Origin of the sequence: Paenibacillus sp. Soil766 (assembly GCF_001428105.1) — a bacterium.
Classification (GTDB): Bacteria; Bacillota; Bacilli; order Paenibacillales; family NBRC-103111; genus Paenibacillus_E.
Map to the genome: position 1 here is coordinate 128,839 of NZ_LMSJ01000010.1, position 25,182 is coordinate 154,020.

Sequence of the window (25,182 nt, forward strand, 5' to 3'; positions counted from 1 at the left end):
CCCTCTTACTGACATAGCCGTCTATAACCGATCCCGCTCGGAATCTCGATGACTCAGACGCACAGTCTCAGTCTCACTGTTCCCCATGACTTTACCAAGATATTCCGTTATTGCAACTGATCTATGTTTGCCTCCTGTGCAACCAATACCAACAACAACCTGGCTCTTGCCTTCCTTCTTATACTGAGGCATTAAGAAGTTCAGCATATCGAGCAGCTTCGTCAGGAATTCTTGTGTCTCTGACCACTTCATCACGTAGTCATAAACATCCGGATCCTGGCCCGTTTGCGGTCGTAATTGTTCCACATAATGAGGATTGGGCAAGAAACGTACATCAAAGATGAGATCAGCATCAATAGGGACACCATACTTGAAACCAAAGGAGATGACATTTATAGATATGCGATTAGCTTCTAGATTGGTGAACCGGGAAATGATTCTTTCCTTCAACTGCACGGGTTTCAGGCTGCTAGTGTCAATCACCTGCGTGGCCAGACCCTTGAGTTCTTCAAGCAGCTTACGCTCAAGACCTATTCCTTCAAGCGGCGCCCCGTCTGGAGCCAATGGATGGCGGCGACGGCTCTCTTTATAACGCTGAACGAGCGTCCCATCCGTTGCGTCCAGGAATAAAATTTCGTAGCTTAGCGTGTAATTTTCTTGAATATATCGCAAGGACTCTTGAAGCGCAGTGAAAAATTCACGTCCGCGCAAATCAATAACCAAGGCAACTTTGCCGATTTTACCCATCGATTGAACGATCAATTCAGCAAATTTCGGAATGAGGACGGGAGGTAAGTTATCCACACAGAAGAATCCTAAATCCTCCATGCTTTGAACTGCAATTGTCTTGCCTGCACCCGACATCCCTGTAATAATGACCAGTTTCGCTAAAGGGTGGTTTTCTTCCATGCCTGACACCTTCCTTTGGGGTGCTTTCGCAGCTCGGCTTTTCTTACCTACATCTGCGAACCCGGTGTAGCTTTCTATCGTAAATTCAATCCTGCAGCTCCAACAACGCCAGCATCATTACCAAGTGTAGCAGCAACAATCTCAACACCCTCAGCTGCAGCTTCTGGTGTAAATTTGATAAACGTTTCACGAATCGGTTGGAATAGAATTTCTCCAGCTTTCGACACGCCGCCCCCGATAATAAAGCGCTTAGGATTAATGACAACAGCCAATGCCGCCATTGAACGTCCGATATAATAAGCTGCACGATTCACAATGCGCAAAGCCACTTCATCTCCGCTTTTCGCATCATCAAACACATGCTTAGCTTCAATTTTCTCGTGAAGAGCTAGTGATGTACGCTCACCGCGTTCCACCGCTTCCTTCGCCATGCGAACAATACCTGTTGCAGAAGAAACCGTTTCAAGGCAACCCATTTGACCACAGCCGCACTGAATCGCTTCAATATCAGGTACGATGGACATATGTCCAAGTTCCCCAGCCATACCAGCAGAGCCCTGATAAATTTTACTGTTAATAATGATGCCGCCGCCAACACCTGTGCCAAGTGTATAGCACACCACGTTCGGGATACCCGCTCCAGCTCCAGACCACGCTTCACCTAACGCAGCTACATTCGCATCGTTATCAATTTTAACTTGTTTACCCAGAAGCGATTCAAGTGTCTTCTTCGCTGGTACGTTATGCCATTGCAAGTTCGGTGAGAATTTCACGAAGCCTTCTGGAATATCCATAAATCCAGCCAATCCCGCGCCAATTCCAGCTACTTGCTCCCATGAATAGTCGGATTCTTCGACAACCTGACGTACATATTGCGCAATACGCTCAAGAACCGACTCTGCACCTAGTTCCGGTGAAGTGGGGCCTTCTAACGTTTTAAGAAGCTTACCTTGCTCATCACAAATACCCACTTTAATATTCGTGCCACCTAGATCTACACCGATATAAATTTGATTGGACATTACAAGGTCACCTCATGAATAATCATAAAATTTTCAAAAATCTCTGGGGTCCCCGCAAAGTAATTGCAATATGCTGCGAAAGCAATACGTCACTTTGGGTTTACTTATGCTTATGCTCCTGTTCCCACTATAAGACAACCCTGCCGGGAGGTCAAGATTCATCGGCACCCTCTTTAAATGAGAAAACGTGGAAAGCGTAGCCCTCCACGTTAACTGAATTGCCATAATGACTTACAAGGAAATACTCCAGTCGTGTACGCTGTTGCCTTCAAGGAACTTCTCGGCTTCCAACGCTGCAGCACATCCGCTTCCAGCAGCTGTAATAGCCTGACGATACTTCGTATCTTGCACGTCACCACAAGCGAATACACCTGGGATGTTCGTTTCTGTTGTTCCTGGCTTCACGATGATGTAGCCATGCTCATCCGTGTCGATTTGTCCACCGAGGAACTTCGTATTCGGCGTATGACCGATCGCTACGAAGATACCGTCTGTTTCAAGGACCTCATCTTCACCTGTTTGGTTATTTTTCACTTTAAGGCCAGTAACACCTTTATCACCCGCTACAACTTCTAACGGCGTGTTATTCAGTGACCACTTCACCTTCTCGTTTCCACGAGCGCGGTCTTGCATAATTTTGGATGCACGAAGCTCATCACGGCGATGAACCAAACGTACTTCCGACGCGAAGCGAGTAAGGAAGTTTGCCTCTTCCATCGCAGAGTCACCGCCGCCAACGACGATAATCTTTTTGCCACGGAAGAAGAAGCCATCACATGTTGCACAAGTACTTACGCCGCGCCCAATGTTTTCTTTCTCGTTCGTAATTCCAAGCAATCTTGCAGATGCACCTGTTGAAATAATCAGTGTTTCTGTTTCGATCTCGCCAAGCCCTTCCACTTGAAGCTTAAAAGGACGGTTCGTCAATTCAACGGAATTAACCCAACCTGTTTTGAATTCAGCGCCAAAGCGTTCAGCCTGCTTGCGCATGTTTTCCATTAATTCTGGGCCCATAATCCCTTCGGGAAATCCTGGGAAGTTCTCTACTTCGGTAGTTGTGGTCAACTGTCCACCTGGTTCTGGTCCTTCAATGACAAGTGGGCTTAGGTTCGCACGCGCCAAGTAAATGGCTGCTGTTAAACCGGATGGTCCTGTTCCTACTACGACTGATTTGTACATATGATTTCCCTCCTAGGTGCTTTCCTAAGGAAAGCTATCTTTACTTAGCATGATTATCAGCGATTGCTCTGCCGGTTCGACAAGAACAATCCCTTCATCTATATGTATGAAAGCCGAGGCTTTCATGATGCATCGAGCTCGGCTATCAAAGACTCGTAAACTTATTGAAAATCGCGTCCATTTTCTCACGTAAGCCACAGGTATCGTCGATGTGCTTCACATGTCGACTGACCGTGGAAACCGTGACGCCATAGCGTGAAGCTACTTCCTGATAGGAAATCGTACGGCGATGCATTTTGGCAATCAAATATTCTAACGCCGCTGCCCAACCTGCTGATTTGTGAATCTTAGGCACGTTCGGGTAGACCTTCGTCAGAAATTCAACCCACAGAATTTCTAAGTCATATTGTTGAACCATATCGTAACGTTTGTGCATATGTGATAGCGCTGTTTCCATTACTCGCTGCCATGTAGCATCCCATACTGGGAGATGGGGCGAATACGGAGAAGCCTCTACCATGATGTCCTTATTCTCGAGATACGCAGGAAGTGATTCCCGAATGCCCATGCTTCGCAGAACGAAAATGGCAACCTTCTTCAAGTAGTCATCCTCTTTGTGATCCAGAATGAAATCCTGAAGCGCGTCTCTCACTTCGTTGTCCGCTATCAAGCCAAAGGCTTGAATAACTTGAAGCTTCGTTTCTACATCGCCATGTCGTAAAGCCCAGAAGAAGGATGACCGTACAAGTGGGTCTTTCTTCAATTGATCTGGAATTCCTTGTGTCGATTTCTCCAGCGCTCGGAATTGTTCCTCGAACGGCAGATGGTAGTGATAGCTCCAAGTAAGTGGAAGCGCCGACTTCTCTCTGATCCGCAATTGCTCTAAGTAGAACTTCGAAATTTCAGCACCTGGATCTAGCTTCTGAACCTGCTTCCACAAGCGGTACGCTTCAGCGAAACGACCGATATGGCAGGCAGCAACAGCTGCATAATGGTACAAACAAGGGTCTGTGCCCCCGTCTCCCGCCTTCAATAGACGCTTAAACAGATGGTAGGCCTTCTCATGCTGAGCAAGAATACCCATCGTCGTCGCCAACTTGAACACATGCTCTTGCTGGAACGGAAACGTCTTGCCTAACAGTGTAGTCAGCTCTGCCAGTTCCTTCTTGTTGCCAAAATGCTGATGGAATATCGCCATATTACATAGTGCGTGCAGATTACCAGGATCAATAACCAGCACTTCGCGGATCGTTTCCATCGCCTTCTCGAATTGGCCCATGTAATAATAAGCCAGTGCCAGATTGTTGCGAGCCGCTGTGAAGTCAGGCTGCGTCTTCACCAACTTCTCCAACTGCCTTACGGCCTCTGCGAACTTCCCTTCCTCAAGCAACGCACGGGCTTTATCATGCTCGAACAGCCCTTCTCGACTCTTGATGCTAGTGAGAGGGGCGGGACGATCAAGCTCGTAGCTCAGCATTTCCATCATTTCTTCGGATTCATCCATGAATTGCCCTGTTGGGTCATTCTCCAAATACCGAACCAATGCCTGTTCAGCCTGCTCGAAGTTTTCCATGTTGGCGTAGTTGTTCGCCATATAAAAGTGACATTCTGTCATCTCGGGATCAATGGTTTCAAGGATATGCTGCAAAATTTGGTTCGACTCGTCATAATTGCCCACTTCGGAGAGAACTCCTGCGAGATTGCAGTGATTCACAGGATTATCCTGCTCATACTCTGCAGCCCGCCGGAAATATTTCAATGCCTTATCATAATGAAACCGATCCAAAGATTGAACCGCTCTCTCGAAAAAGAATGCGGCATCCATGTTAATTGATATAACTTTTGGTTTTGGCGCTTCGGATTTACGCTTTTTCTTTTCCATAGCAAGACACCTCCGGCAATTTGATTACCATCAAATTATACCATAGATCTCCTAGAAGCCAAAAACATTATCCGAAGGTAAGATATGGTCTTGAAATTCGCTTTGATCCTATTCAAATAAAGACTTAAAAAGTCGCCTTTCAAAACCGAGAAGGTTGGACGACAATCCGAGGAAGGAGGACGGAGCGTAGGTGAGCCTACGTGAGTACCGCAGTTCCCGGATTTCGTTCAAGATTCGATGCCGAATCAGCTACCTGATATATCTTCGTTTTCAAAGGTGATTTTTTAAGTTTCCTTCTTATACGCCGCCGTATTTGAATAGGGAGGATAGGGACCCGCCATCTTTAATAATACGAATCGCATCGGACAACAAAGGTGCTACTGAAAGCACATTAAACTTGTCAGAATGACCCTCTGGAATCGCAATAGAATCGGTAATAATAACTTCCTTAATGCTCGGATGATCCAAGCGCTGCAGCGCAGGGCCAGAGAACACAGGGTGTGTCGCACAGATGTAAACATCCAGCGCACCGCGTTCTTTAAGGCTTTCCACAACATTAACGATCGTTGTACCTGTATCAATAAGATCCTCGATAATGATCGGCGTGCGTCCAGCAACATCACCAATGACGTGCGTAATCACAGATTCGTTGTGTTCAGGGCGCTTCTTAATCATCATAGCGAAAGGTGCGTCGAGAATGTTAGCCATTTTCTCAGCAGTAGTCGCACGTCCTGCATCTGGAGAAACGATGATTGGGTTAGGCAGATTTTTTCTTTTAATGCAATCACTAATCAGGTCAAGCGCTGTCAGGTGATCCACTGGGATATTGAAGAAACCTTGGATCGCTGGCGCATGGAGGTCAATCGTAACAACACGAGTTGCGCCTGCTGAAGCGAACAAGTCAGCGACTAATTTAGCTGAAATCGGCTCACGCGGAGCTGCTTTACGTTCTTGACGAGAGTAACCATAATAAGGGATGACAAGGTTGATCGTTTTTGCAGATGCTCTTTTCGCCGCATCCATCATGACTAGAAGCTCCATCATATGCTCATTAATCGGATGGGAGAAGGTTTGTACCAGAAACACGTCGCAGTTACGAATCGTTTCTTCGTAAAGGCAATAAATTTCTCCGCTTTTGAAACGCGATAATTTAATTTGTCCTAGCGGCTGGCCGAGCTCTTTACAAATACTTTCCGCAAGCTTCGGATTCGAAGATCCGGAAAAAATTTTAACATTGTCGCTATGCATGGTTAATGGTTACCTCCGAAGGTTCATTAAATAGATTATATGGTCCTACTTATTATACATGATATGTGTCGAATTTAAAAAGTCACAAGATGTCGTTTTCGAGCAGAAAATGTGGCTATTTCGTTAAATCCAATCGTTTTTAATAGCTCTCTAGCCTCATCCAAATACTGAGACAACCGTTCCGGGAGATGCGCATCCGATCCTAGTGTCACTGGAATTCCCACCTTATGGCAGTATTCAAGCATACGACGACTTGGGAACATCTCTTTACAAGGATGGCGCAGGCCAGAAGCATTTAATTCAATCGCAAGCCCACACTCTTTGACGGTATCTAACGCGGCTTTTTCCAATTCCCATGTATCACGTTCTGGCACGTAACCAAACCGTTTGATCATATCGATATGACCGATATAGTCATACAGTCCAGTTCGGACTGCTTTCTTCACTGCCTCGTAGTATTGGGTATAAACTGCAAAAATATCCTTACCTTCCCAACCAGCCAGCTGCCTAAAATCAGAAATATCCCACTCGCCCAGAAAATGAACCGAACCGATCACGTAATCCCATGGGTAAGCGTTAATAATGGCCGCAATCTCCGACTCATAGCCTTCAATATAGTCGCCTTCCAGACCCACGCGAATATCAATCTGATCCTTATACTTCTCTTTGAGATGAAGGCATTCTTCCACGTAACGAGGAAGTTCCTCCATCGGCATCGCCATTTCCGGCCAATACGTTTGCGGGTCGACATGCAAAAGCGGCATATGATCAGAAAGCCCCAACTGGGTAAGCCCGATCTCGATGCCGCGTTTGACGTATTCCTCCAGTTCCCCAGAGGCATGACCGCAGCGCACATGATGTGTATGATAATCAATCAACATCGTGAATTCACTCCAGGTCGTTTACTTTATTTTTTGACGTGACGATTAGCTAACTCTTTCATAATATCATCCAATGGCAATTTATTATTACGCAGGAGTACCATTAAGTGAAAAATAAGATCACTCGCTTCATAGCGAAGCTCTTCATTGTCTTTATTTTTAGCTGCAATAATGACTTCTGCGGCTTCTTCGCCTACTTTTTTGAGGATTTTATCGACCCCTTTTTCGAAGAGGTACGTTGTATACGCACCCTCAGGGCGCTCTGCGTCACGGGAAGCAATAACAGCTTCTAGTTCAGCTAAAATAGCGAAACGATCGCCGCCAGCAGCAGGTGCAGCTTGTTCTGTTGATCCTTCCACTGCGATGTTCGAAGTGAAGCAAGTGTACGAACCATTGTGACAAGCAGGTCCTACTTGTTCAACTAGAACCAATAGCGTATCCGCGTCGCAATCGTAGCGAAGTGCTTTCACCTTTTGCGTATGACCGGACGTTGCCCCTTTATTCCAAAGCTCATTGCGTGAACGGCTCCAGAACCAAGTATCCCCCGTTTGAATCGTACGCTGCAAAGACTCACTGTTCATGTAGGCCAGCATCAGCACTTCTTTACTTCCGGCATCTTGCACGATGGCAGGTACAAGTCCTTGCGCATCGTATTTAATTTGATCTACTGAAAATGTCATCGAATTTCAACCCCTTTACCTTTCAGGTCCGCTTTGACCCCGTCTATCGTTAACTCTTTATAGTGAAAAATCGTCGCTGCCAGCCCTGCATCAGCCTTGCCTTCGGTGAATACATCGTAGAAATGCTCCGCTTTCCCCGCTCCGCCTGAAGCAATTACAGGAATCGTCAATAACTCGGACACCGCCCGGGTCAGCTTCAGATCAAAGCCATCCTTCGTTCCGTCCGCATCCATGCTAGTCAACAAGATTTCGCCAGCGCCTAGCTCCTCTACGCGTTTCGCCCATTCCAGTGTCTTGATGCCTGTCGGTTTGCGTCCGCCATGGGTGTACACTTCCCACTCGCCCCACTCCGGATTGAACTTCGCATCAATGGCTACCACAATACACTGGGAACCGAACTTCCGTGCACCATCCGATACGAGCTGAGGATTCAGCACCGCCGCCGTGTTGATTCCGATTTTGTCCGCGCCTGCGCGTAAGAGACGTTTCATATCATCGACACTTGAAATTCCCCCACCTACTGTAAAAGGGATCGTAATCTCTCCTGCTGTCTGACGAACGACCTCAACCATCGTTGCGCGTCCTTCAACGGATGCAGAAATGTCGAGAAACACAAGCTCATCCGCACCTTCTTTATCATAAATCGCCGCAAGCTCAACCGGATCACCAGCATCACGTAAATTCACGAAATTCACGCCTTTCACCACTCGGCCATCCTTGACGTCGAGACAAGGGATAATTCTTTTGGCTAACATGCTCAGCACCTCCTTGAGACTATTACACCTTATTTACACAAGGTCAAAAAATTACCCAACAGCTGCATACCGTTATCGCCGCTTTTCTCAGGGTGGAATTGCATGCCGTAGACGTTATCACGACCTACAATCGCCGTTACAGGTTGATAGTAGTCGGTCACTGCCAACAGATCGCTTTCCCGCTCAGGCTTCACATGATAGGAGTGTACGAAATACACGTGCCCTTCCTCCATGCCTTTGAAAATAGGACTGTCACTCTGCTTATAGCTGAGTCGATTCCAGCCCATATGCGGCACCTTGTAGTCTCCGCGGAAACGTACAACAGACCCAGGAAGAAGTCCCAGCCCCTCATGCTCTCCGTGCTCTTCACTGCTGCTGAACAATAGCTGCATACCTAAGCAAATGCCGATCAAAGGCTTACCAGACGCTGCATACTGCTTCACAACCTCACCTAGACCTGTTTCACGCAGATGCTCCATCGCATCGCCGAACGCGCCGACGCCAGGAAGAATCGCACCTTCTGCTGCCAGAATTTGCGCCGGATCACCCGTCACAACCGCTTCATAGCCGAGTCTTTCTACCGCTTTGCTCACGCTATGTAAATTGCCCATTCCATAATCAATAATGGCGATCATGCCTACAGCACTCCCTTCGTCGAAGGAACCCCCTGCACACGAGGATCAATCGATGTTGCTTCATCTAGCGCACGCCCTAACGCTTTGAACACACCTTCAATCATGTGGTGCGTGTTCTTGCCGTAATGAACGATGACATGCAAGGTAATACGTGCTTCAAGAGCAAACTTCCAGAGGAATTCCTCCACCAGCTGTGTTTCAAAGGAACCAACATTCGCTGTAGGGTATTCCGCACGGTATTCAAAATGAGGACGGTTGGAGATATCAATCACAACTTGAGCTAATGCTTCGTCCATCGGGACGAATACGCTCGCGTAGCGTTTGATACCCCGTTTGTCGCCTAGCGCTTCGCGCAGTGTTTGACCTAGACAAATCCCGATATCCTCTACCGTATGGTGGTCATCGATTTCGATATCGCCTTTGGCATCTACATTCAAATTGAAATGACCATGCTTTGTGAACAAATCTAGCATATGGTTCAGGAAGGGAACGTCTGTTTGGAGCTCGGAAATCCCTGTACCATCTACTTCAAAAGCGAGCTTAATGTCCGTTTCATTGGTCTTACGAGCTACGCTCGCTGAACGCGTTCTTACTTGATCTTGTTCCGCCATTTATTTCAACTTCCCTTCTTTTTTAAGTCGGATCTCTACCGCACGCGCATGACCCTCCAGCCCTTCATTCCGAGCCAAAGTCATAATCATGTCGCCGTTCGCGAGTAATGCTTCTTTGCTATAGTGAATGACGCTTGATTTTTTGAGGAAATCGTCCACATTCAGTGGCGATGAGAATCTTGCTGTGCCATTCGTCGGCAGCACATGGTTCGGACCGGCGAAATAATCGCCGACAGGCTCTGTGCTGTAGGCCCCTAAGAAAATGGCACCTGCATTTTCAATGCGCGGCAGCCACGTGAAAGGATCCTGTACCAGCAGCTCACAGTGCTCCGGCGCCAAGCGATTGATGACGTCCACGCCTTCGTAGAGTGAGTCGACAAGCAAGATCGCGCCTTTGGTCGCTGTCGAGACAGCGGCTATGGCTTTCTTCGGCAGCACATCCAGCTGCCGCCATAACTCTAGCCGAACCTCTTCGGCTAGCTCGCGGGAAGGTGTCACCAGAATCGACGGTGACATCTCATCATGCTCGGCCTGCGCCAGCAAATCGGCCGCGACGTATTCAGGATCGGCGTGCTCGTCGGCGAGCACGACAATGTCCGTTGGTCCGGCGATCATGTCGATATCGACGACGCCGAACACGAAGCGCTTCGCTAGCGCGACGTAAATGTTGCCCGGGCCGACGATCTTGTCGACCGGCGCGATTGATTCTGTCCCGTAGGCCAGCGCGGCAATCGCTTGCGCCCCGCCTACGCGGTAGATCTCTTTCACACCTGCTTCGGCCGCGGCCACGAGGATGTGCGGGTTAATGCCCTCTTCACCCGCGGTGGACGGAGGCGTTACCATCGCGATCTCTGGCACCCCTGCGACGATCGCAGGGATAGCGTTCATGAGCACGGAGGACGGGTACGCCGCCTTCCCTCCGGGCACGTACAATCCGACCCGCTTCAGCGGTCGGATGATTTGGCCCAGCAGACTGCCGTCTGGCTGCAGGTCCATCCAGGAATTGCGTTTCTGCTTCTCATGAAACGCACGAATGTTAGCGGCGGCTTGACGCAGCGCCGCCAGGAATGCGGCGTCGACCTGCGCGTACGCCGCTTGGATCTCTTCGTCGCTGACGCGAAGCTCAGCGACGTCTACGCCGTCGAACTGCTGCGCTAGTCGACGCAGCGCGGTATCGCCGTCCTGCCGCACCTCATCGATGATGCGGCGGACGGACTCATTTTGCTCGGGTGAGCCGTATTCGACCTCACGGTTTAATTGAAATTCGGAGGCGGGCATAATCCGCATCTTCATCTTCCTCTCATCTTTACTAATTCAAGCTATAGCCTCACTGTTGGCAGTACGTCCTGCAACATATCGCACAACCGTTGGATGGAATCGTTCTTCATCCGATAACTCACGCGATTCGCAATTAAGCGGCTCGTGATTTGAAAGATTTCCTCTTGCTCCACAAGACCATTTTCCTTCAACGTTTGGCCTGTCTCCACCATATCTACGATGCGGTCAGCTAGTCCGATTAATGGCGCCAGCTCGATCGAACCATTCAATTTAATGACTTCCACTTGCTGTCCTTGTTCCCGGAAGTACTGAGAAGCTACATTCGGATACTTAGTCGCAACACGCGGGTTGATTACCTGTTTCCAATCCGGTAACCCAATTACCGACATGCGGCACCGTGCGATTCCAAGATCAAGCAATTCGTAAACATTCCGATTTTCTTCCATCAGAACATCCTTGCCTACAACTCCAATATCGGCTACGCCATATTCCACATAGGTCGGTACATCGACCGGCTTAGCTAAAATAAATTCCATCCTCGCCCCTGGCACAGGAATGATCAAACGGCGGCCTTCTTCCAAATCCTCAGGAATAGGCAAACCAGCTTTCGTAAACAGCTTCGCTGCTTGTTTATAGATACGGCCTTTCGGCATCGCTACTTTAAGAATATCATCCACCGTTCCAACCTCCTCCAAACTTCCCTCTTTACAGCTGTTTGAGAACCTCAACTGACCAAGAGGCTATTCCGCAATCAATGGGACTACTTCGTCATATCCTGCACGATCCAGTTTATTAAACTGATCTTTCGTCACAAGCTGTGTAATAACGATTCTTACATTATTGTTTTCAATGCTCCGCATAATCCTCGCTTTTTTCAGCGCTTCCTCACGATGCTCCGCATCGTAGGCAATCAGTACGCGTCTCGGTTGATCCACTTGCTCTTTACCCGTTACTTCTAGGATTCGATTCGTCTTCAACGCAAATCCTGTTGCCGGTGCAGGGCGTCCAAACTGACTCAATAAATTATCGTACCGGCCTCCACTGCAGACAGGAAAACCTAATTCAGCAGCATAGCCTTCAAATGTCATACCTGTATAGTAAGAGAAATCCCCAATCATCGTTAAGTCAATCACCACGTGCTCGCTAACACCATAAGCTTTCAGCACATCCCACACTTCGCATAGATGTCGGATCGCGTCCTGTGCGATTGGATGCTGCGAAACCATACGAGCTTGCTCACAGATTTCATCGCCGCCACGAAGGCGCAGTACACCGTTAAGTTCACGTTCAACGTCATGCGCTAGGTCTAGTTTCTTAATCGCTTCTCGGTATCCAACGTAATCACGTCCGAGTAAATGCTCTTTCAGAGAAAGCTGCGCATCGGTGCGCCCTTCCAAGGTTTCTTGGAATAGTCCGTTCAGGAATCCAACATGACCGAGTGCGATCTTAAACTTTTCTACGCCAGCCGCCTGAAGCGAAGCAATCGCTAACGCTACAACTTCAGCATCAGCCTCAGACGAAGCGTCCCCGATCAGTTCAACACCTGTCTGATAAAACTCTGAATCTCTGCCCGCTTCTTCTTCAATCGAACGGAAAACATTCGAGTGATAAGATAGACGGAGCGGAAACTCTTGCTCTTTGAGTAGGGAAGAAGCTACTCGCGCGATAGGCGCCGTTAATTCTGAGCGCAGGACAAGTGTTTTCCCCTTGCGGTCTAGCAGCTTGAACAGTTTCTTATCCTCTGTGGAGCTAGCAACCCCAACTGTATCGTAATATTCAAGTGTAGGTGTAATAATCTGGTTGTAACCCCAGCGTTCCATACAGGCCAATACACGGAATTCTATATTTCTGAGTTTCGTCACCGCATCAGGCAAATAGTCTTTCGCACCTAACGGCTTTTCAAATACTTTTGGCTTCGACACCGTCTCACCTCTATAAGTAGGAGTATAATCAGTTATTCTTACTTTATTGTCCCTAAGTCACTTTATCACGTTAACGTGCTACCATGCTACCAAAATAAAGAATGTACGGCTATTTTAACATGTATCTTTAGGACCGTCAATCGTCTATGCCATGTTCAGCGCTTTAAGAATGGCATATCAACCCATACGTCGTCAACTGTCCTACTACCTCCACTACTGAGAAAAACCACCAGGGGAAACTTTTGGTGCGCGTTCGGGCTCCAGTGCATGTTGAAGGTCAAACCCTAACTCACAACATCTCAGCTTTCGCATATGCAGCGCCATCGAGTATATGCTTAATGAGGCAATACGAATTCCAAACTAACTGGAAAATCTCCAGTTAATTGGGGATGAATTTACGCTTTTCAACGATTAGATGGATTTTCTACATCTATTTCCGCTGAAAGTAGCTCGTTAAGCTCGTTAGGGTGAAATTAACAACAGAAAATCCATCTATTTGCTTCAACCGCCGAAATCCTGTCTATTTAGATGTATAAAATCCAGTTATTTGATATCCCCTAGGTAGGTAGTAAACTTCACCCAACCATACGGACTCTTGGGGCGTTGGCGCCAATGCTGGTCGGCAGTCAGAATTCCCCCAATAGGAAAAGGCATGCTGACGCGGCAGCATGCCCTCTAAGACTACTCTGATTAATCTTCCTCTACGGGTCCATTCGGTGCTTGTCCGTTTTGTCCGTTACCATTGCCATTCGGTGCTTGTCCGTTTTGTCCGTTGCCGTTGCCATTCGGTGCCTGTCCGTTTTGTCCGTTGCCGTTGCCACTACCATTCGGCGCTGGCGTTTGACCGCCATTTGGTACGGGCTTCGGCCCACCATTAGGTCCTGGCGCTTGAGTCGCACTTGGCCCTTGACCTTGGCTTCCTCCGGTACCGCCGCCTTCGATCTTGCCTCCGCCAGTGCCTCCACCGCCACCTTGGCCTTTGCCTCCGCCAGCGCCGTTACCGCCACCTTGACCCTTGCCTCCGCCAGTGCCTTCACCGCCACCTTGACCTTTGCCTCCGCCGATGCCTTCACCGCCGCCGTGGCCCTTGCCTCCGCCGCCACCCTGGCCCTTGCCTCCGCCGTTACCGCCACCCTGGCCTTTGCCTCCGCCAGTGCCTTCACCGCCACCTTTACCGCCGCCTCGGCCCTGTCCAACCCCCTTATGCTTCATATAGCTATAGGTAATTGATTCGAGCGTGCGGCTATCAACGGCGCCGGTTACCGGCAGCCCGTGTTTTTTCTGAAAATACTTTACACCTTGCACAGTTGCATTATCGTAGTAACCGTTAATATCACCAGAGTAGCTTCCCAGTGATTTCAGCATCCCTTGGATAACGAACACATCAGGTCCGCTCGCCTCCTTACCTACAGCCAAACTCGTGTTTGGCAAGGATAGCATCAGCATAAAGGCAAGTATCACTACACCTACATGCTTTCCTATCGACCATCCAAAGTTACCTTTTTTCACTTTTGCGTTTTTACTACGATTCCAATGCTGCACTTCATCGACACCTTCCCTTGACCTATAATTTTACTGCGTCTTTACTATTCCCAATCTGTTATTTTTAATAGTCGTTTTCTTGAGATACTTTGGTGGTAAATTGCTTGCTTGGTTTTCCTCAACAACAAAAAATGGACTCAACATCACATTGATGTTGAGTCCACTACTTTAAGTTTCTTATACTAAGCACTGCCCGACCGAATAACTTGCATCGGATTACCTGCTACGAAGCTATTCGGGGCTACATCCTTATGAACAACAGATCCCGCTCCAATAATCGCATGATCGCCTATCGTCACTCCTGGCAGGATTGTGGTATTAGCTCCAACCATCACATGAGATCCGATGCGCACATCACCTAACCGATATTCCTTCGTTAAATACTCATGCGCCAGAATTGTCGTGTTATAGCCAATAATTGTATTGCTCCCAATGTAGATCCGCTCCGGGAAAAACACATCCACCATCACCATCAAAGCAAATGCTGAGTGTTCACCAACCGTCATTCCTAGAACACGACGATATATCCAGTTTTTCAACCGCAACGATGGCGAATAACGGGTGATTTGAATCCAAATGAAATTTCGCATGGCCTTCCATTTACTAACTGTTTGGTAAATTTGCCATAGCGCATTCGGGCCATCTACGGGATACTTCTCTGTTTGCCTCAATCTACCTTCACATCCGACGATATCCCCACCAAAGGCAATAGGTCAAACATATCATCGACAATATGGTCCGGGTTGTACTGCTCTAAATATGCGCGCCCCTTCCATGACCAGGATACACCGACAGAAGTAACTCCTGCATTTTGAGCGGCCTCGATATCATAGTGACTATCGCCTACCATCATGGTTTCTTCAGCCGAGCTGCCTAGCTCTTTCAGCGCTGCAAAGATACCCTCAGGACTCGGCTTTGGCTCTTTTACATCATCCACTGTCACAATAACGCTGACGTAAGGCGCTAATCCACAAAGTTTGAGTCCCATTAACGTGGTCTGTCTGATTTTACTCGTCACGATTCCGATTTTGATACCATTTTCGTGTAACTTCGCCATGACTGTTCGCACGTTCGGGAATTCCTGCACAAGCTCATCATGTTTAGCAAGGTTGAACGTACGATACTTATTTATGAGCGCTTCGACTTCTTTCTTACCTGTAAAAAACTCCATTTGCTCCACTAGCGGGCGCCCCATATTGGGGATAATAAGCTCCCGGCTAATAGCTTCCGGTGTTTCGCCTTCCAAGCTATGCAAAAACGATTGTACAATTAACTCATTCGTGTCTACAATCGTGCCATCCAAATCAAATAGTACGGTTTGAATCATAGTTGACTCCTTTATCTGTCTCTTCTTCATTGACTACTTTGTTTTTATCAAGCGCTAGTTTAGATACAATCGGATCTGAATACCGTTCATTGGCATAACCTTTTTTCCTTCTAATGATGATCATGATCACAGCCGCAATGACAATCAGCAGTGCAAGCAGTTGGGAGAATCGAATGTTCCCTCCATATGTCAGTACACCTGGTTCAAACACAATTTTCATAGGTGACCATAATGCATTCATCAATGAAGCTAACCAACCTGGACCCGTGATGTCCAAACTGTCCGTACGGATTCCTTCAATGAAGAATCGGCCAATGGAATACCAGATGAAATAACTTAGAAATAGCTCGCCTGCTCTTAAGAACGGTCTACGACGAAGCCAGAATAAAAGCGCCAGCCCTACAAAACTCCAAATCGACTCATACAGAAACGCTGGGTGATAGAACGTACCTTCTATATTCATTTGGTTCACGATAAAGTTGGGTAAATGCAGGCTCTCTCTCAGAAATGACTCCTCTACCGGGCCACCATGAGCTTCCTGATTCATGAAATTCCCCCAACGACCAATCGCTTGTCCGACAATAAGACCTGGCGCTAGAATATCGGCAATACGAAAGAAATTATATCCCTTAGCTCGCATGTAGAATGATGTACCGATAATAGCACCGATCAATGCGCCATATATCGCAATCCCACCATGCCATATCATGAATACTTCCCATAAATTGTCCTTATAATCATCCCATTGGAAAGCCACATAATAAATTCTAGCCCCAATAATGGCAGAAGGAACCCCAATTAACAATAAATCCATGAAGAAGTCGGGTACGATTTTGAATCGCTTTCCTTCTCTGATCGCCAACATTAAACCAATTAAAGCTGCTGTACCTAAAATAATGCCATACCATCGAACATGAATCGGTCCGAGGGAGAACGCAATACTTTCTAACATAGTTTCACTCCTTTATTTGGTGAGCGGTTTTCGAAAACCGAAAACTTAGACTTTCCTATGTGGTCAATCAAAATCCTCAAAATCTTCATTCAACGATTCGGTCAACTTATTCGTAAACTGCAGCGCCGCGTTATATCCCATACGCTTTAAGCGATAATTCATCGCCGCAACCTCGACGATGACCGCTAAGTTTCGGCCTGGTCTTACAGGTATTGTAACGAGAGGCAGATCCGTATCGATAATACGCGTTAGCTCCTCATCTAAGCCCAAACGATCATATTGCTTCTCTTGCTGCCAATTCTCCAATTTTACAACAACCGATATCTTCTTTACATTACGAATCGCGCCTGCGCCAAATAGCGTCATGACATTAATGATACCTACACCGCGGATCTCAAGTAAATGACGAATCAATTCTGGTGCATTTCCGGTTAATACTTTATCGCCATTTTGTCTAATTTCTACCGCATCATCCGCAATCAGGCGATGCCCTCGTTTCACAAGCTCAAGGGCAGTTTCACTTTTACCGATCCCACTGCTACCGGTAATCAACATACCTACCCCATAGACATCAACAAGTACACCGTGGATCGTCGTACTGGGAGCAAGCTTATTTTCAAGAAAACCAGTTAATCGACTTGCAAAAATCGTCGTTGAAAGCTGCGTTCTCAGTACAGTCAGATCACGCTTAGTCGCTTCTTCGAGCAATTCAACGGGAACATCCAATCCTCGCGTTACAATAATACAAGGTGTTTCCTCAGAAGCACACAGCTGTTCAACCCGATTTCTCCGAACACCTGTAGTTAACATCTCTATAAACGTAATCTCTGTTTTACCAAGCATCTGAATTCGCTCTTTGGGATGGTAATTGAAATATCCAGCCATTTCAAGACCAGGACGATACAAGTCGCCTGTTATAATCTGACGCTTTAGTCCACCCTCTCCTGCTAACACTTCCATATGTAGCTGTTCCACCATTTCGGAAACCTTTACCTTTTTGGCCATTGTCCTAACTCCTCCGAATTTGCTTATGTACCATATGTTTTCTTTGTTGCACGCAGGCTTCCAATAGTTTCATCGTAATGGAATACCTAATTGAAATCAACTACTGTGTTCACGAACCTCGAAATATACAAAAAAACCAGCCGATAACGGCTGGCCTTTCAGTACAATCCTATAGGTTTGGGTTAACCAAAATGGAAAGTGTTGATTCTTTATCGAAGAAATGAACTTTGTTCATGTCTAGTGCCAATTTAACGTTAGTACCTTCTTTGATTCCGGAACGACCGTCAACACGAGCGATTACTGTGTTAGCGCCGATACCGTTCAAGTACAAGTACATTTCGTGTCCCAAGTTCTCAGTCAATTCAACGTTAACGTTGAATACTGTGTTCGGGGAAGCTTCCAAGAATACTGGCTCTTCGTGAATATCTTCTGGACGAACTCCCAGAATCACTTCTTTGCCAACAAATCCTTTGTCTTTTAGAACTTGTGCTTTACCAGCTGGAACTTCAACGTTGACAGTACCTGCTTTGAAGAATACACCGCCGCCTTCAGATGTCAATGTTCCGGACATGAAGTTCATGGATGGGGATCCGATGAAGCCTGCAACGAACATGTTCACTGGGAAGTTGTAGATTTCTTCTGGTGTAGCAGCTTGTTGAATAATACCTTTATCCATAACAACGATACGATCGCCCATTGTCATAGCTTCGATTTGGTCATGCGTTACGTAGATTGTCGTAACACCAAGACGTTTTGTAAGTTTTGTGATTTCCGCACGCATTTGTACACGAAGTTTCGCATCCAAGTTGGAAAGCGGCTCATCCATTAAGAATACTTGTGGCTCACGAACAATCGCACGACCCAAGGCAACACGTTGACGTTGACCACCGGAAAGAGCTTTTGGCTTACGATCAAGCAAGTGAACGATATCTAGAATTTTCGCTGCTTCGCGAACGCGAGCATCGATATCAGCTTTTTTGAATTTACGAAGTTTCAATCCGAATGCCATGTTTTGATAAACAGTCATATGCGGATAAAGAGCGTAGGATTGGAATACCATCGCGATATCGCGATCTTTTGGAGCTACGTCATTTACAAGGCGGTCTCCGATGTAAAGTTCACCTTCAGTGATTTCCTCTAAACCTGCGATCATACGAAGAGTTGTGGATTTTCCGCAACCGGATGCACCAACAAGAACTACGAACTCTTTGTCAGCAACTTCAAGATGGAAATCTTTAACTGTTGATTCTTCTGCACCAGAATATCTTTTAACGATATGATTTAAACGTACGCCTGCCATGATTTCATTCCCCCTACAATTTATCGTTCAAATGCTTTATTTGTCAACATTTCTATATACACATCTTACCCTACGATCGACGGACTGACTATGCACAATCCCTACAAAAAAATCACTTTCTTTTCGTTACTTTGTACAATAGCAAGGCCAGTCGTACCAAAACCGCATGATTAAACGTTCTAACATCCAGTCCCGTCTCATTCTTGAACTTGTCCAACCGATAAAGCAGCGTATTGCGATGAATATAAAGCTTCTTCGCAGTTTCACTAACATTGCAGTCTAGTGTAAAGAAATGCTCTAACGTCGTTACTGTCTCGCCATCCAGCACATGATCTGTGCCGCGGAGAACCTGCTCCAGGAAATCTGTTTTTTCCTCTTCCTCGATAAGGTGCAACAGCTTCTCTAGACGAAGCTCCCAGCGCAGATGAATAAAGCTTCCGACATGGAAGGATCGGCCCAGCATAATGGTCTCACGCAGCTTAAGTACGGTAGCAAACATAGACTTCGCTGGTTTCACAGGGAAATCAATAGCTAGATGGCATTCGCCTACCCATTCATTTGCCAGCATCTCATACAAGCCTGAGCCAAGTGCATCAAGGGTTTGCTCAACACTTTCTTCCTCGTCCCCATCGCGCTCTTCGCTGCCGCTAGTAATAAGGACCTCTGGCGCTAGGATTAACCACTCTTTTTCTAGCAAAGGAATCAGAATAATCTCCGCTTCAAAAAAAGATTCTAACAGCTTCTTAAGCTCCGTATAAGATACACGCTGGTTCTGAGGATAGTCCCCATACAACAAGAGAGGGATCTTGGTTGAATACAACGACGACTGTGATGCAAGCGCATCAGGCAGCTCAGCGTGGCCTGCTCCACGTTCCATTTGCTGCAGCAGCCAGTCTCTTAATTGATTCGACTTTCTTTCATCTTCTGACAAATAGGAGCCGAATTGCTTCTTCTCTACAGTTTGTTTAGATTCAATCGTAAGTTCGACGAGTTTGCGTTCGGATACAGACAACTTACTCCCATCCATTCTCAGGACACGGACCTCTTTGTGATCCTGTGAAATGAAGAACAGAACTTCCTGTCCCCGGTTCACACTACGACTAAATGCTTCTTGGCGCTCTCCCTGAACCTCCACAAGCTGGTGCCATTCGGAATCCGGTATCAGGCTTATCTGTATTGGCGACTGTAAAACCGCTTCCAATCGCTCTTTGACATGCTCCCAAATCATCTGCCTTCACTCCTTATTGCCTATAGCATCTTCTATATTTATCTCTCTATTGTACCATATGTCTGACTATTCCTGTGAATCGAAAGGAACCCTCCTGCCAAATTGACAAGAAGGTCCTTAAGTAAACGTACTATTTAATTACGCGGCGAGCTGTTACGTAGTGATCTGCCCACCAATCTTTATTAATAGATGTAAATTTCACGCCACCTTCACCATACGTATGAATCATCATTCCGTTACCTACATAAATACCAACATGGCCAATTTTCTTGCCGGAGTCTACTGTTGTGAAGAAGACCAAATCTCCGGTTTGTAAATTACTTTTACTAACGAAAGTGCCTTCCTTCGCTTGGTCGCGAGAAACACGTGGAAGCGTAATTCCGTATTTAGCAAACACAGTTTTGGTAAAAGAAGAACAATCCATTGTTTTGGTTTGACCATATTTGGCACCAAAAACGTATGGAGTACCAAGATATTTCTGAGCGGTTAGAATCAACTCGGCTTTCAAACGATCCTTAGATGAAAGAATACTTCTTCCCCCAATAAAGCTGCCTTTAAGCTCACTTACATTACGAGTGACGACTTCGTCTTTGTTCTGGGATGCCATGACCATTTTACCCTGGCCTACATAAATCCCAGCAAACGTTGGCTTTGAACCACTACCAAAGAACAAGACGTCACCTGGCTCAGCTTTATCTATTTTCGTGATTTTCGTTGATTTCATATTGAATTGACCTGCTAAAGTTCTAGGTACTGTGTAATTTAACGTTTCAAAGACATAATAGATCAGTCCTGATGAATCAAACCCTGCAGATGGTGTTTCATCACTTTTGGAGTAATCTACGCCAACCATTTTTTTGGCCAAAGAAACGGCATCCATATCATCATTTGCAGCATAAGCGGAAACAGCAGTTGTTGCTGATAATGCGATCGTGATCGCAGCAGTTATTCCTAGCGTGCGGTGTGCAAGACTCTTTAACATTGTATTTCCTCCTGTACGTGCTCTCTTGGGTGTATTGGGTAAAATGGAAAACTTCTCAGTTACTAGTACAAGATTACCATGGTAATGAAAAGACTTTCATTCCTTAAATATTTCCTATCATCCATGACATTGGCAATGGTGCCAATTCCTTCATTCCTCCAAAATTACAACTTCATAAGGTCCACCCTCATATTCCTCATGAATTTGGAAATAATTGTAGTAGCACTTTTCTGGTTTCTATTCTCGTTAGTTATGGAGGTGACAAGCATGAAAGATTATAATCATTATCCAACCTTTGATGTCATGGAAGAAAGCAGGGATTGGGATATACACACGAGATTCATTGTGACAGCTCGACTTATTCGTGAACACACATACGGATATATATCAGTCGTTGAGGCAGAAACCCTTCGTGCTTGGTGTTCACTGCTTATGGACGATTATCGCGGAGAAATCATTCAATACGTCATCAACCATATCGACCAGGTATTATCTGAAAATAAAGGTGAAGGACAACGAAAAGTGGGTACACCTCCGGTTCGTGTACTTTTACGTCAAGGACTCAAAGCAATTAATGAAACGGGATGGATCGTAAATAGTCAACCGTTCTTTGAGTTAGATGAAATGAACCAACGAAGCATTATGCTGCAAATTAGCGACGATAGCTATCCTCAAACGATAAATTGGAATGGCATCCCTCAAAAAATCTTATTTCAAAAGCTGCTTCAACTCAGTGTTGAAGCCTACTATGCCCATCCGTTGGTCTGGTCGGAAATTGGGTTCGGAGGGCCTGCATATCCTCGTGGATATACATTACATACTCCTGACCAACTTGAGTCCTGGGAGGCTGCGAAACGATCATGAAGTGGCGCTATGAAGATGAAACTGTAGACATTGTCATCGTAGGAGCAGGTGCTGCTGGAGGTGTTCTAGCCAAAGAGCTTAGCGAGGCTGGACTCGGAGTGGTTGTAATTGATGCTGGGCCTTGGCGCGACCCTGAGAAGGATTTTGCAAGTGATGAACTAAGTATGAAGCGTCTGACTTGGGAAGATACACGTCTTGTTGATGCAGCCGAGTCATTCGTTACCGGAAAGCATCAGTCTGGACAAGGGATTGGTGGTGGCACCCAGAATTTTACGGGGGTTTTTCTGCGATTTCATGAATCTGATTTCAAAACGAAAGCCATTGATGGTGTTGGAGAAGATTGGCCCATTCACTACAAAGACTTAGAGCCCTATTACACGCGTATCGAAAAAGAAATCTCCGTATCCGGACCTAAGCATTATCCTTGGGGAAACTTCCAGGGTCCCTATCCTTCTCCAGCGCTTGATTCCCTTAGCCCCAATGCCGTCTTATTTCACAAAGGCTGCAAATCCCTTGGTATTCAATCTGTACCTACACCACTCGCCATCCTCTCTAACCCGTTAGAAGGGCGCTCTGCCTGCACCAATCGGGGATTCTGCCTGCAAGGTTGCATGCCCAATGCGAAATTCAGCACGTTAATCGTACATATTCCCAAAGCCGTTCAGGCTGGGGCCGAAATTCTCGCAGATTGCAGAGTCACTCAAATCGAAGTAAATGATTATGGACATGCTTGCGGGGTTCTCTTCGTTCACGAAGGCACAACCTATCGGCAACGGGCCAAAACCGTTATTCTCTGCGCTCATGTTGTAGAAACGCCTCGTTTGCTTCTGCATTCCGCCACACCACAATTCCCTGATGGATTAGCTAATTCCAGCGGATGGGTGGGCAGATCAATTATGACGCATAGCAGCCACGACGTTTATGCCAAATTTGAAGAGGAAGTCCGATTGTACAAAGGGACACCCGTCCTAGCATCTACACAGGATTTCTACGATACTGATCCACGCAGAGGCTTTGTCCGAGGGTATACCATACACGCTCACGGCTCTCGACCTATTGAGATGGCAGAAGGCATTCGCAAGGCCACTGAGGCGCCTCTATGGGGCTCGTCCTTCAGACAAGCTATGCAGGATTACAACTTCTATGGTCGTCTCAAAATGGTAGGAGAGGTACTGCCCGCCTGGAACAATCACGTATCGTTATCTAATGAAAAAGATGAATATGGCATACCAATGGCTTCATTGGCCTTCAATTACTGCGATAATGATATCAAGCTCTTAGAGCACGCTGTTGACAATATGAAGTTGATTCTCCGCGCCGCTGGTGGAGAGATCTCCTACGTCGTTCCTGATACCCAACATTTGATGGGTGGATGCCGGATGGGGAATGATCCCGCGACATCCGTAGTTAACTCGTATGGTCAAAGTCACGATATACCCAACCTGTTCATTTGCGATGCTAGCTTATTCGTCACCTCTAGCGGAGCTAATCCTACGCTTACCGTAATGGCCTTAGCAGCACGAACAGCTGATTACATCATTGACCTAGCTAGCTCTTGATTGTTATCCTTAACAGCAAGTACACGAAGGGAAGGAGCTTGTTATCCTTATGGCCATTGCTGAATTTACGATCATCCCCATCGGGACAGCCACAACCAGCCTTAGCAGCTATGTCGCTGACCTCCATAAAGAATTAGAGCGACATCCCGATATCCGCTTTCAAATGACACCCATGGGCACCATCCTCGAGGGCCCCTTAGACCGTTTATTCGAGGTCATCCGTGCCGTTCACGAGGTTCCCTTCTTGCATGGAGCTGCGCGTGTATCCACTTCCATCAAAATCGATGATCGCCGCGACAAGCCCGCCTCCATGGAACAAAAAATGCAGTCTGTCGCAGACAAGCTATGAACAGCAAAAAAAGCATCCTGCTAAGGGATGCTTTTTCTATATATAATGGAAACAAAAAAAGACCCCACGGTCTTGTACGTTTTCTTATAAAAGTGAGTCATGTAGGATTCGAACCTACGACACCCTGATTAAAAGTCAGGTGCTCTACCAACTGAGCTAATGACTCGTAGGTGAAAGGGAAAATGGAGGCTGATGGATTCGAACCACCGAACTCGAAGAGAGCAGATTTACAGTCTGCCGTGTTTAGCCACTTCACTAAGCCTCCGGATACGAGATACCCGTATTGCCTAAGCAATACAACCATCTCAATGGCTTTGGACGGAATCGAACCGCCGACACGAGGATTTTCAGTCCTCTGCTCTACCGACTGAGCTACAAAGCCAAATGATTATTTATAGCATGTCCTACATTAATTGTAAAAGAAATGGCGGAGCTGACGGGATTCGAACCCGCGGTCTCCTGCGTGACAGGCAGGCATGTTAGGCCACTACACCACAGCTCCATGCTACAAAAGGTCTTGCCATAAAAATGGTGCCGTCGAGAGGACTTGAACCCCCAACCTACTGATTACAAGTCAGTTGCTCTACCAGTTGAGCTACAACGGCGTAAAGATAATGGTGGAGGCTGACGGGATCGAACCGCCGACCCTCTGCTTGTAAGGCAGATGCTCTCCCAGCTGAGCTAAGCCTCCATCTGGTGTTTTGGTTTTATGGTAGCGGCAGAGGGGCTCGAACCCCCGACCTTACGGGTATGAACCGTACGCTCTAGCCAGCTGAGCTACGCCGCCACATAAAAGTGTATATATATTTGGAACTGGCGGAGAGAGAGGGATTCGAACCCTCGCACCACTTACGCAGTCTAACCCCTTAGCAGAGGGTCCCCTTATAGCCACTTGGGTATCTCTCCAAGATATATATACTTCAGGAATAGTATTCCCTGAAAACTAGATACGAAACTTACGTAAAGTGAACTTTTAGGTTTATTGGTTAAGCCCTCGACCGATTAGTATTCGTCAGCTGCATACGTTGCCGCACTTCCACCTCGAACCTATCAACCTCGTCGTCTACAAGGG

Annotated in this window: 24 protein-coding genes, 8 tRNA genes and 1 rRNA gene; 3 read left to right on the plus strand and 30 right to left on the minus strand. The window is 46.7% G+C overall.

Features of this window, described 5'->3' with window-relative positions:
* Positions 1-21 precede the first annotated feature (21 nt).
* The 21 genes from rapZ to ASG89_RS37540 all read right to left on the minus strand — a co-directional run bounded on the left by rapZ (position 22) and on the right by ASG89_RS37540 (position 21,338).
* Entirely contained in the window at positions 22-909 is an 888-nt protein-coding gene (gene rapZ / locus ASG89_RS08775; protein WP_057310218.1) for an RNase adapter RapZ, read from the minus strand.
* Positions 910-983: 74 nt separating this feature from the next.
* Entirely contained in the window at positions 984-1,931 is a 948-nt protein-coding gene (locus ASG89_RS08780) for an ROK family glucokinase (protein WP_057310219.1), read from the minus strand.
* A gap of 231 nt (positions 1,932-2,162) precedes the next feature.
* Positions 2,163-3,110, minus strand: a complete 948-nt coding sequence (gene trxB / locus ASG89_RS08785) for a thioredoxin-disulfide reductase (protein WP_057310220.1) — start codon at positions 3,108-3,110, stop codon at positions 2,163-2,165.
* A gap of 145 nt (positions 3,111-3,255) precedes the next feature.
* Positions 3,256-4,992: a tetratricopeptide repeat protein gene (locus ASG89_RS08790; protein WP_057310221.1), complete on the minus strand. Its 1,737-nt coding sequence runs from the start codon at positions 4,990-4,992 to the stop codon at positions 3,256-3,258.
* Positions 4,993-5,289: 297 nt separating this feature from the next.
* Positions 5,290-6,240: a ribose-phosphate diphosphokinase gene (locus ASG89_RS08795; RefSeq protein WP_057310222.1), complete on the minus strand. Its 951-nt coding sequence runs from the start codon at positions 6,238-6,240 to the stop codon at positions 5,290-5,292.
* 74 nt (positions 6,241-6,314) lie between these two features.
* Complete coding sequence (gene hisJ, locus ASG89_RS08800) at positions 6,315-7,121, minus strand: histidinol-phosphatase HisJ (RefSeq protein WP_057310223.1); 807 nt, start codon at positions 7,119-7,121, stop codon at positions 6,315-6,317.
* 26 nt (positions 7,122-7,147) lie between these two features.
* Positions 7,148-7,801 carry a bifunctional phosphoribosyl-AMP cyclohydrolase/phosphoribosyl-ATP diphosphatase HisIE gene (gene hisIE / locus ASG89_RS08805; protein WP_057310224.1) on the minus strand — a complete coding sequence of 218 codons (654 nt, stop codon included), beginning with the start codon at positions 7,799-7,801 and terminating at the stop codon, positions 7,148-7,150.
* On the minus strand, positions 7,798-8,556 hold the full coding sequence (gene hisF, locus ASG89_RS08810; protein WP_056611288.1) for an imidazole glycerol phosphate synthase subunit HisF: 759 nt from the start codon (positions 8,554-8,556) through the stop codon (positions 7,798-7,800). The genes hisIE and hisF overlap by 4 nt, the downstream gene beginning before the upstream one ends.
* Before the next feature lie 29 nt (positions 8,557-8,585).
* Complete coding sequence (gene hisH, locus ASG89_RS08815) at positions 8,586-9,191, minus strand: imidazole glycerol phosphate synthase subunit HisH (RefSeq protein WP_057310225.1); 606 nt, start codon at positions 9,189-9,191, stop codon at positions 8,586-8,588.
* Between the two features lie 2 nt (positions 9,192-9,193).
* Positions 9,194-9,802, minus strand: a complete 609-nt coding sequence (hisB, locus tag ASG89_RS08820; protein ID WP_057310226.1) for an imidazoleglycerol-phosphate dehydratase HisB — start codon at positions 9,800-9,802, stop codon at positions 9,194-9,196.
* Positions 9,803-11,089, minus strand: a complete 1,287-nt coding sequence (gene hisD, locus ASG89_RS08825) for a histidinol dehydrogenase (protein ID WP_057310227.1) — start codon at positions 11,087-11,089, stop codon at positions 9,803-9,805.
* A 32-nt stretch (positions 11,090-11,121) separates the two neighbouring features.
* A complete protein-coding gene (hisG, locus tag ASG89_RS08830; protein WP_057310228.1) occupies positions 11,122-11,757 on the minus strand; it encodes an ATP phosphoribosyltransferase in 636 nt (211 codons plus the stop codon).
* Between the two features lie 63 nt (positions 11,758-11,820).
* On the minus strand, positions 11,821-13,002 hold the full coding sequence (locus tag ASG89_RS08835; RefSeq protein WP_057310229.1) for an ATP phosphoribosyltransferase regulatory subunit: 1,182 nt from the start codon (positions 13,000-13,002) through the stop codon (positions 11,821-11,823).
* A gap of 690 nt (positions 13,003-13,692) precedes the next feature.
* A complete protein-coding gene (locus tag ASG89_RS08840; RefSeq protein ID WP_235549670.1) occupies positions 13,693-14,544 on the minus strand; it encodes a peptidoglycan-binding domain-containing protein in 852 nt (283 codons plus the stop codon).
* Positions 14,545-14,726: 182 nt separating this feature from the next.
* Positions 14,727-15,215 carry an acyltransferase gene (locus ASG89_RS08845; protein ID WP_057310230.1) on the minus strand — a complete coding sequence of 163 codons (489 nt, stop codon included), beginning with the start codon at positions 15,213-15,215 and terminating at the stop codon, positions 14,727-14,729.
* Entirely contained in the window at positions 15,212-15,871 is a 660-nt protein-coding gene (ppaX, locus tag ASG89_RS08850) for a pyrophosphatase PpaX (protein ID WP_057310231.1), read from the minus strand. Before ppaX ends, ASG89_RS08845 begins: the two co-directional genes overlap by 4 nt.
* The gene (lgt, locus tag ASG89_RS08855) at positions 15,849-16,823 is read right to left on the minus strand and encodes a prolipoprotein diacylglyceryl transferase (protein WP_082592927.1); all 975 of its coding nucleotides are present in this window, start codon (positions 16,821-16,823) and stop codon (positions 15,849-15,851) included. Before lgt ends, ppaX begins: the two co-directional genes overlap by 23 nt.
* Positions 16,824-16,886: 63 nt before the next feature.
* Positions 16,887-17,828 carry an HPr(Ser) kinase/phosphatase gene (gene hprK, locus ASG89_RS08860; protein ID WP_057310232.1) on the minus strand — a complete coding sequence of 314 codons (942 nt, stop codon included), beginning with the start codon at positions 17,826-17,828 and terminating at the stop codon, positions 16,887-16,889.
* Positions 17,829-17,997: 169 nt separating this feature from the next.
* Positions 17,998-19,128 (minus strand): ABC transporter ATP-binding protein, encoded by a 1,131-nt coding sequence (locus ASG89_RS08865; RefSeq protein WP_057310233.1) that lies wholly within the window; start codon positions 19,126-19,128, stop codon positions 17,998-18,000.
* 112 nt (positions 19,129-19,240) lie between these two features.
* Entirely contained in the window at positions 19,241-20,356 is a 1,116-nt protein-coding gene (locus tag ASG89_RS08870) for a PucR family transcriptional regulator (protein WP_057310234.1), read from the minus strand.
* A 130-nt stretch (positions 20,357-20,486) separates the two neighbouring features.
* Positions 20,487-21,338 (minus strand): NlpC/P60 family protein, encoded by an 852-nt coding sequence (locus ASG89_RS37540; RefSeq protein WP_057310235.1) that lies wholly within the window; start codon positions 21,336-21,338, stop codon positions 20,487-20,489.
* Between the two features lie 267 nt (positions 21,339-21,605).
* On the opposite strand from ASG89_RS37540, the gene ASG89_RS08880 reads away from it, so the two are divergent.
* Genes ASG89_RS08880 through ASG89_RS08890 form a run of 3 tightly spaced genes read left to right on the plus strand, consistent with a single transcriptional unit; the run spans position 21,606 to position 24,110 of the window.
* The gene (locus tag ASG89_RS08880; protein ID WP_057310236.1) at positions 21,606-22,202 is read left to right on the plus strand and encodes a gluconate 2-dehydrogenase subunit 3 family protein; all 597 of its coding nucleotides are present in this window, start codon (positions 21,606-21,608) and stop codon (positions 22,200-22,202) included.
* Positions 22,199-23,761 carry a GMC family oxidoreductase gene (locus ASG89_RS08885; protein ID WP_057310237.1) on the plus strand — a complete coding sequence of 521 codons (1,563 nt, stop codon included), beginning with the start codon at positions 22,199-22,201 and terminating at the stop codon, positions 23,759-23,761. Before ASG89_RS08880 ends, ASG89_RS08885 begins: the two co-directional genes overlap by 4 nt.
* Before the next feature lie 49 nt (positions 23,762-23,810).
* Positions 23,811-24,110 carry an MTH1187 family thiamine-binding protein gene (locus ASG89_RS08890; RefSeq protein ID WP_057310238.1) on the plus strand — a complete coding sequence of 100 codons (300 nt, stop codon included), beginning with the start codon at positions 23,811-23,813 and terminating at the stop codon, positions 24,108-24,110.
* Positions 24,111-24,203: 93 nt separating this feature from the next.
* On the opposite strand, the gene ASG89_RS08895 is transcribed toward ASG89_RS08890, so the two are convergent.
* The 9 genes from ASG89_RS08895 to ASG89_RS08935 form a co-directional block, all read right to left on the minus strand.
* Positions 24,204-24,276 (minus strand) — tRNA-Lys (locus ASG89_RS08895).
* Between the two features lie 17 nt (positions 24,277-24,293).
* A tRNA-Tyr gene (locus ASG89_RS08900) sits at positions 24,294-24,375 on the minus strand.
* A 44-nt stretch (positions 24,376-24,419) separates the two neighbouring features.
* Positions 24,420-24,492: transfer RNA gene (locus ASG89_RS08905), tRNA-Phe, on the minus strand.
* A gap of 43 nt (positions 24,493-24,535) precedes the next feature.
* Positions 24,536-24,612: transfer RNA gene (locus tag ASG89_RS08910), tRNA-Asp, on the minus strand.
* A gap of 27 nt (positions 24,613-24,639) precedes the next feature.
* Positions 24,640-24,715 (minus strand) — tRNA-Thr (locus ASG89_RS08915).
* Positions 24,716-24,725: 10 nt separating this feature from the next.
* Positions 24,726-24,801, minus strand: a tRNA-Val gene (locus ASG89_RS08920).
* Between the two features lie 19 nt (positions 24,802-24,820).
* Positions 24,821-24,897 (minus strand) — tRNA-Met (locus ASG89_RS08925).
* A gap of 27 nt (positions 24,898-24,924) precedes the next feature.
* A tRNA-Ser gene (locus tag ASG89_RS08930) sits at positions 24,925-25,016 on the minus strand.
* A 76-nt stretch (positions 25,017-25,092) separates the two neighbouring features.
* Positions 25,093-25,182: ribosomal RNA gene (locus ASG89_RS08935) — 23S ribosomal RNA — on the minus strand; the annotation flags it as partial.